Here is a 7,330-nt window from a genome sequence, read left to right on the forward strand (position 1 = left end):
TACATTTGGTCATGATATAGGTGATAGACTCCTAAAAGCCGTAGCTAAACGATTAAAATCTGTTGTAAGACAGGAAGATACGCTTTCACGATTTGGTGGAGATGAGTTTTTGCTTTTTACGGATAGTTTTGAAACTAAAGAGGAATTGGAAGAAATAGCAAAAAGAATACTAAATACTATAAAAAAACCATTTATTATTGATACGTACCAAATGAGTGTGGGGATAAGCATTGGTATTGCCTACAGCTTGGGCATTACCAATGCTTCGCAGGAAGATTACCTAAAAGTGGCTGATGAGTTACTTTACACATCAAAAAAAACAGGAAAAAATAAATATACTATTGCTGAAGTTTAGCAAGTCTGCTATTGTATCTTGAATATGTAAAGTAAATTATAAAGCCAATAATAAACCATACAATAAATCTTATCCAGGTTTCAATGGGCAAAGATATCATAAGGTAGCCGCTAAACAAAATTGCCATTATAGGGACAAAAGGAACCCATGGACATTTAAATTTTCTATTTAACTCTGGTCTTGTATATCGCAAAATTATTACAGAAAGAGAAACGAGTAGAAATGCAAATAATGTACCGATATTCACAAGTTCAGCTAAAACATCAATTGGCAAAAAACCTGCCAGGATAGAAGTAATTATTCCAACAAACCAAGTACTCAAATAAGGTGTTTTATGTTTTGGATGCAGTTTTGAAAAAAAAGCTGGCAAAAGGCCATCTCTTGACATAGCAAAAAAAATTCTCACCTGTCCATAAAGCATTACTAACAGCACTGTTGTGATACCAACGAGTGCTCCAATCGAAACTAGACCGGATCCAAAACTCATGCCAAGGTACTCTAAACCTTTTGCAACTGGTGCTGGATCGTTTAGTAGTTTGTACGGTATAATACCAGTCAATATTACAACTACAGCTATGTATAAAATAGAGCTTACAGCTAATGAGCCAATAATTCCAATAGGCATATCACGTGCAGGGTTTTTTGACTCTTCTGCGGCAGTTGATACAGCATCAAAGCCAATATAGGCAAAAAATATAATTGCAGCCCCAGCCATTACGCCATGCCATCCATACGGCATAAATGGATGCCAGTTTACAGGCTTTATATGCCATACAGCAACAGCTATAAAAAATAGAATTACAGATACTTTGAATATAACAGCTATATTATTAAATGTAGCACTTTCTCTTATACCTAAATAAACAAGCCACGTGAGAAACAGTATTATACCCATAGCCGGAACGTTAACTACTCCGCCAGCTGCTGCAAAAGATGAGTTTGCAATTTGGGCTGGCACGGTAATACCTAAAGAATGCAAAAGCGCAGTAAAGTAGCCTGACCAGCCAAGTGCAATAGCAGGCAGGGCAAATGCGTATTCTAATATTAAATCCCACCCAATGACCCAGGCTACAATTTCGCCTAAAGCTAAATAACTATAACTGTAAGTAGAACCAGAAATTGGAAAACTTGATGCAAATTCTGCATATGATAAAGCTGTAAATGCACTTGCAAGACCTGCAATAACAAATGATATAATAAGAGCTGGTCCTGCGTATTTTGCAGCAGCAACACCGGTTATTACAAAGATCCCTGTGCCAATAATGCCACCAATACCAAGCAGTATCAGGTCAAACCAGTTGAGTGCTTTTTTTAGCGAATGAGGCTGACCTTCTCTTGTGTCATCTTCAATCATTTCAACAGTTTTTTTTCTGAATAACTCCATAATACCCCCGCCAAAAATTTTACTAATTTTTGATATTATTATAGATTGCATTTATTGTCAAATTACTTTAAATAATTATCACATTAGTTTAATTAATAAACTGGAGATTAAATTTGGTAGCGGGGGGAGGATTTGAACCTCCGACCTCCGGGTTATGAGCCCGACGAGCTACCGGACTGCTCTACCCCGCGTCAACAAAACTCTATTATAACCACTTTTTTAAAAAAGTCAAATACTAAATTAAAGCTTGGGCAACCTCTTTTGTGAGGTGCCCATTTTATTTAATAGGGGTTTTTGGCTAATTTGAAAGTCCCATACCAAGTGCATTGTATATGCTAATGATATCTTCTTTTACAAGCAGGTTTTGGTTTATCAGATTGTAGTAAGCATTAAGTAAGTTTATTTTGTAGTTTAGGTATGTGATGTAGTCAACAGTGCCTGCTTCGTATTGGGCTTTGTATATATCATATAGATTCTTAGCGGATTGATAGTTTTTTTGATAGCTTATGAGAGCCTGGCTGTCTTTTTTGTATGAAGCTAACGCATTATCGACTTCTTTAAATGCATTTATAACTGTATTTCTGTAGTTAAGTACAGCTTGCTCATATTGGAGTTTTGAACGTTCATAAATGCTGGTATTTTTCTTATAGTTAAACAATGGCGCAAGGATGTTTAATCCAAAGCTCCAGACGTTGCTTGCATTTTCTATAAAATTTGAAAGGTTTGTTGAGGCATAACCATAATTGGCGGTTAGATTAAACACAGGGAAGAAATTTGCAAGCGCCTGTTTTTGAGCATAGGCTAGGGTAAGTACATTGTACATGGCTTCTTTAACGTCTGGTCTTTGGGTTAAAATACTTGAAGGTATTTGAGAAGGTATTAGCTTTGCGTATGTATCTACATTAAAATCTTTGGTGTTTGGGTTTAAAGAAAAGTCTTCCGGGTATTTACCTAGATAATATGCTAGCGTGTTTTGAGTTAGCTGTTTTTGCTTTATGAGGTTGTTTAAAACTGTTTTTATGTTTTCTAATTGTGTTTTTGCATCTTCAACGGGCTCTATGTTTATAAGACCGCTGTTGTATTTGTCTTCGTTTAACTTTAGTATTTCTTTTGCCGCTTCAAGCTGCTGTGTGAAATTTTCTATTGATAGGTTAAGTGCAGCTAGCTGAAAGTAAGTTTGAGCAACATTTGATATAAGTGTAAGCTTTACAACATCTGCATCGGCTTTGGAGAGATTAACATTGGCTTTTGCCTGATTTATACTGTTTTGAATTTGATGCCATACATCCAGCTCATACGATGCAGACAAACCTGCCTGGTGCAAATTGTATATTTGAGAGTTTGAGAAAGGTGAATTGGATGCATTTTTTGAAGGTTGATTGCGCGTTGAAGAGTAGGTAGCATTTATTGTAGGTAGTAGTGCTGATTGGTTTTGACCTACATAGGTTTGGGCAATCTGTATGTTTTTTATGGCTATTTTGTAGTTTAGGTTGTTATCCAAAGCAGTTTTAATTGTATTATTTAGCTTTTGGTCGCTAAAGTTTTCCCACCAATTTTGATTTAACTTAGAATTAGTTGAATTAATTGAATACTTAAACTGATCTGGTATTTGAATATTTACATTTTTAGGCGCGCTATATAGGGCGCACGATGATAAAAATGTTGCCAAACCCAAAGCTAAAATTACATTGTATTTCATTTCTTTTCTCCTATATACACATCAACAAGCATGCCAGGATAAATTGTTATGTCTTTTGGCACTCTAAACTTAAATACTATAGGCAATACCCTTACGTCTACCTGTTCTGTTCTTTGATTTGATAACTCTATTTTTGGTGTGGTATATGGTTGCAAGTTTACAAACTCAAGTGGTATTTTTTTATCTGTGCCTCTTATGTAGGCGATAGCCTGCATATCTTGAGGTTTTGGTAGTCTTGGAACAAGTATTTCATCCACATAGCACCTAACTTCCATTTCTTTTTCAATATTGCCCATCACAACAACAGGACCGTAGCCTTGCGTGTAAGTGCCATATGAGCCAGATGGCGATACATAGCTGCCAACAGCTGTGGCTATTTTTAGTATAACACCATCTACCGGAGCTCTAACAGTATATTTATCAAGGAGTGCTTTGTTTGCAAGGTAAGATTTTTGTGCTGCTTCATACTGGCTTTGTGCGTTTTTAATATCGTAACTCCAAGCTCCAGCTTTTGTAAGTTCATACTGTTTTAGAGCTAACTGATAATTTGCGAAAGCTGTGTCGTATGAATCTCTTGCGCTATCATAAGAGCTTTTGCTTACAGAATTTGGGTTTAGCTTAAAAGCTTTTTCTACTTTATCCCACTGGTCTTTTGCAGCTTTAGCCTGGGCTTTTGCATATTCTAGCTGAGCTTTTGATACCTCAAGTGTTTCTTTTCTAGGTTCTGCTTTTAACTCTTGCAGATAGGCAAGAGCAGCTTGCATTTGATAGTAGGCTTGCTGGGTTATGTTTTTTTGCTGTGTATCATCTATTTTAAAAAGAGGTTCGCCTTTTTTGACATTTTGACCATCTTTTACAAAAATTTTAACAACCCTTCCTGATACGTCGGGAAAAATATTTATATTTTCACCGTTTGTCTGGTAACTTTCAATAATGCCTGTTGCATATAAACCAGCCTCATAGGGATTTTTTTCTACATGTACAGGAGGTAGAGCTGTAGTGCGCTTGTTGTAAATATAAGCACTTACAAGACCTATTAATATGCCAATACTTGCTATTAAAAATATAATCTTTGTTCTCATTGTGCCTCCAATTGAGTAACGCTTGTGTTATTTTTTTCAGTATCAAAATGATTGTTTGTAGTTTGCTTTAATTTGCCATCTTCCATATGCAGTATACGATTTGCATACTCAAATATTCTTGAATCATGTGTGACTATAATTATTGTTCTATCTTGCGTTAAAAGATGCTCTTTTGTAAACGATATAATTTGTCTGCCTGTTTCACCATCAAGTGATGCGGTGGGTTCATCAAATATCAATATATCTGGTTTTGATACAATAGCCCTTGCAATAGCAACGCGCTGTTGCTCGCCACCTGAGAGTTTATAGACAGGAAGGTCTGCTTTTGAGCCAAGCCCCATAACATCGAGGTAGTATTTGGCTTCTTTTAAGGATTTATCCCAGTTTTGTCTTTTTAAAAAAAGAGGTATACTGACATTTTCTGTTGTGGTTAATTTTGGAAATAAGTGGTAATCTTGAAAAACAAAACCGATGTGATTTAAGCGAAAATCAGCCAGGTCATCATCTTTCATTTTCCATATATCTTTGTCTTTTACTATTACTGTGCCTTCATTTGGTCGCAAAATGCCAGATATTATGCTCAAAAGTGTAGTTTTGCCAGATCCTGATGGGCCTACAATATAGAGTACTTCTCCATAGTAAGCAGTTAGATTTACACCCTTTAGCGCATATGTTTTGCTTTCATCAACACCAAAATACTTGACTATATTTTTAGCTTCCAATATTGCTTTCATAAATTTATCCTCTAAAGACATCAAAAGGCTCTATTTTTAAAACCTTTCTAATGCCAATGTAGCTTGAAAATCCCGCAATTACCACCACCATCAAAAAAGCAATAAGCATATTCTGGTAGGTAACAATTGCTGCATAGTTTGGTATCCTTGCTTTTGAGAAAGCAATCATAAGGGATGAAAACATGATGCCAAAGCCGTATCCTATAAAGCTTGTAACTGAGGCTTGAAACAATATCATAGCCATAAGCTCGTACTTTTTTGCTCCTATTGCTTTTAGGGCACCAAACTTTTCTAAGTTTTCAAGGACAAAAGCATAAAAAGTTTGTCCTGCAATGGATAAGCCCACAATAAAGCTGATTAGTGTCATAATCATTATATTTGTACCCATACCTGTTTTGTACTTATAGAAATTTTCTATTGTTTTTTCAAATTCTTTTTGAGTCAATGCTTTGTAGCCCAGTTTTTTAACCTGTTCTTGTATGTATGTAATATCGGCATTACTTTTTGGGTTTAATAGTATATATGACATAGAATACCTTGTTTGCGGCAAATCCTGCGTTGCACGCGTGTATGTTGTATATAGAGTGGGAGTACCAAATAATCCACCACTCGTTGGTTTTGCCAGTGCAACAATTACTGCCCTGTGATCGTTTATACTTAGCACTGAACCAATACCCGGTGAGCCAATTTTCCTGTAATCAGAATCAACAACACCTATAAAAGCATCGGAATTGTAAATCTTGTTTAGGTCTCCTTTAATAATCGGAGGCCTGCCAAATAGTGTAGTGTCGTCTAAACCTATTATATTTGCGCCCTGGTAGGTGCCGTCTGGTAGTTTTACAAGTCCAGAACCAAAGTAAATTGGCACAGCCATAGCTACACCTTTTATACTTCTTACATAATCAAGTACATAATCTGGTAACGGGATTGAGCTTCTGTCATTTTCTACGGATGGATCCATAACCCACATTTTTGCGCCTATGTTTATTACATTTGATGTGGACTTTCTCATAATGCCAGCAAACATAGAAGTCATCTGGTTCATTAGAAACACTGCGAATGTAACGCCTAAAATAAGCGTAAAGAATTTGCCCCTATCGTTTGCAAGAAGCTTAAGGGCGATTTTTAAAAGACCTTTCATTTGATCTCCATTTTAAATAAATATGCCTGATTCACAAAAATAAACCCAATACCAAAATTTTTCATTTTGATATTAAAGGTTAAGTGTAAATAGCTTATAAATGAAATGTAAATCAAATGTAAACAAAAAGTATACATTGCCTTTATCGTATCCAAAGAATTTATTTTGCAATAATAATTAACATAAGAATTTTTGCTATGATGATTATTGTAAAACAACATGTTAGTTTTCAAGCGCATATACCATGCATAAAAACATCAAAAGCAATGTTTGAGAGTTCTTCTATATTGTTTTGTGGGTTTTTTAAAGCAAGCATAACATTAATACCTATAAGTAGCTGAAGCATAATCTGTTCATTGTAAGGTTTGAATATTTTTTTTTCGATTCCAGTTTTAAAAACCTTGGTTATAATATTTGCTAGTGGATCAAAATATTTATCTTTTAGAGATTTAACTTGTTCAAAATTTGTTGCACTTTCTTTCAACATTAAGTATGAAATATATTTACCTCTTTTCTTTAAGACACCGATATGAATTTTAATAAACTTTTTTAAAAATTCTTTTTCATCTTTAGCTTTAATTCTAGATACACTTTCTAAAAATTCGTCCATATTGGTAGACAACACACTTTCGTAAAGAGCTTTTTTGCTACCAAAGTAGTAGCTTATCATTGCGCTATTGGCTTTTGCTTCTTTTGCAATTCTCCTGATAGAAGTTTCCTGATAGCCGTATTGTGCAAACAATTCACTGGCTTTTTCCAAAATTTTTTCTTTGGTACTCATAAACATCCCTACTTTTTAATCAATCGTATAATTAATACTATATTTTTTAAAAAAAGTCAATAAATTTATGTTTGCAGTTTAAATTTTTTTATTTGTTTATTTTTTTTTTGTTTTTTTTTTTTTTGGTTTTTATTTGTGTTTTGTGGTCTTAAGT

The 7,330-nt window shown here is 34.7% G+C and carries 7 protein-coding genes and 1 tRNA gene; 1 reads left to right on the plus strand and 7 read right to left on the minus strand.

What is annotated here, in order from left to right; all coding sequences use genetic code 11:
- Positions 1-355, plus strand: a 355-nt coding sequence (locus Q0C22_RS02620; RefSeq protein WP_291490520.1) for a GGDEF domain-containing protein, incomplete at its 5' end; no start/stop codon positions are given.
- On the opposite strand, the gene Q0C22_RS02625 is transcribed toward Q0C22_RS02620, so the two are convergent.
- From Q0C22_RS02625 to Q0C22_RS02655, 7 genes are all read right to left on the minus strand, one after another.
- Entirely contained in the window at positions 339-1,739 is a 1,401-nt protein-coding gene (locus tag Q0C22_RS02625) for an amino acid permease (RefSeq protein ID WP_367172091.1), read from the minus strand. The genes Q0C22_RS02620 and Q0C22_RS02625 overlap by 17 nt on opposite strands.
- 114 nt (positions 1,740-1,853) lie before the next feature.
- Positions 1,854-1,930: transfer RNA gene (locus tag Q0C22_RS02630), tRNA-Met, on the minus strand.
- Between the two features lie 107 nt (positions 1,931-2,037).
- Entirely contained in the window at positions 2,038-3,438 is a 1,401-nt protein-coding gene (locus tag Q0C22_RS02635; protein WP_291490522.1) for an efflux transporter outer membrane subunit, read from the minus strand.
- Positions 3,435-4,520 carry an HlyD family secretion protein gene (locus Q0C22_RS02640; RefSeq protein ID WP_291490523.1) on the minus strand — a complete coding sequence of 362 codons (1,086 nt, stop codon included), beginning with the start codon at positions 4,518-4,520 and terminating at the stop codon, positions 3,435-3,437. The genes Q0C22_RS02635 and Q0C22_RS02640 overlap by 4 nt, the downstream gene beginning before the upstream one ends.
- The gene (locus tag Q0C22_RS02645; protein WP_291490524.1) at positions 4,517-5,254 is read right to left on the minus strand and encodes an ABC transporter ATP-binding protein; all 738 of its coding nucleotides are present in this window, start codon (positions 5,252-5,254) and stop codon (positions 4,517-4,519) included. Before Q0C22_RS02645 ends, Q0C22_RS02640 begins: the two co-directional genes overlap by 4 nt.
- A 4-nt stretch (positions 5,255-5,258) precedes the next feature.
- A complete protein-coding gene (locus tag Q0C22_RS02650) occupies positions 5,259-6,395 on the minus strand; it encodes an ABC transporter permease (RefSeq protein ID WP_291490525.1) in 1,137 nt (378 codons plus the stop codon).
- Positions 6,396-6,624: 229 nt separating this feature from the next.
- Entirely contained in the window at positions 6,625-7,176 is a 552-nt protein-coding gene (locus Q0C22_RS02655) for a TetR/AcrR family transcriptional regulator (RefSeq protein ID WP_291490526.1), read from the minus strand.
- Positions 7,177-7,330 lie beyond the last annotated feature (154 nt).

The sequence above is a fragment of the Desulfurella sp. genome, assembly GCF_023256235.1.
Taxonomy (GTDB): domain Bacteria; phylum Campylobacterota_A; class Desulfurellia; order Desulfurellales; family Desulfurellaceae; genus Desulfurella.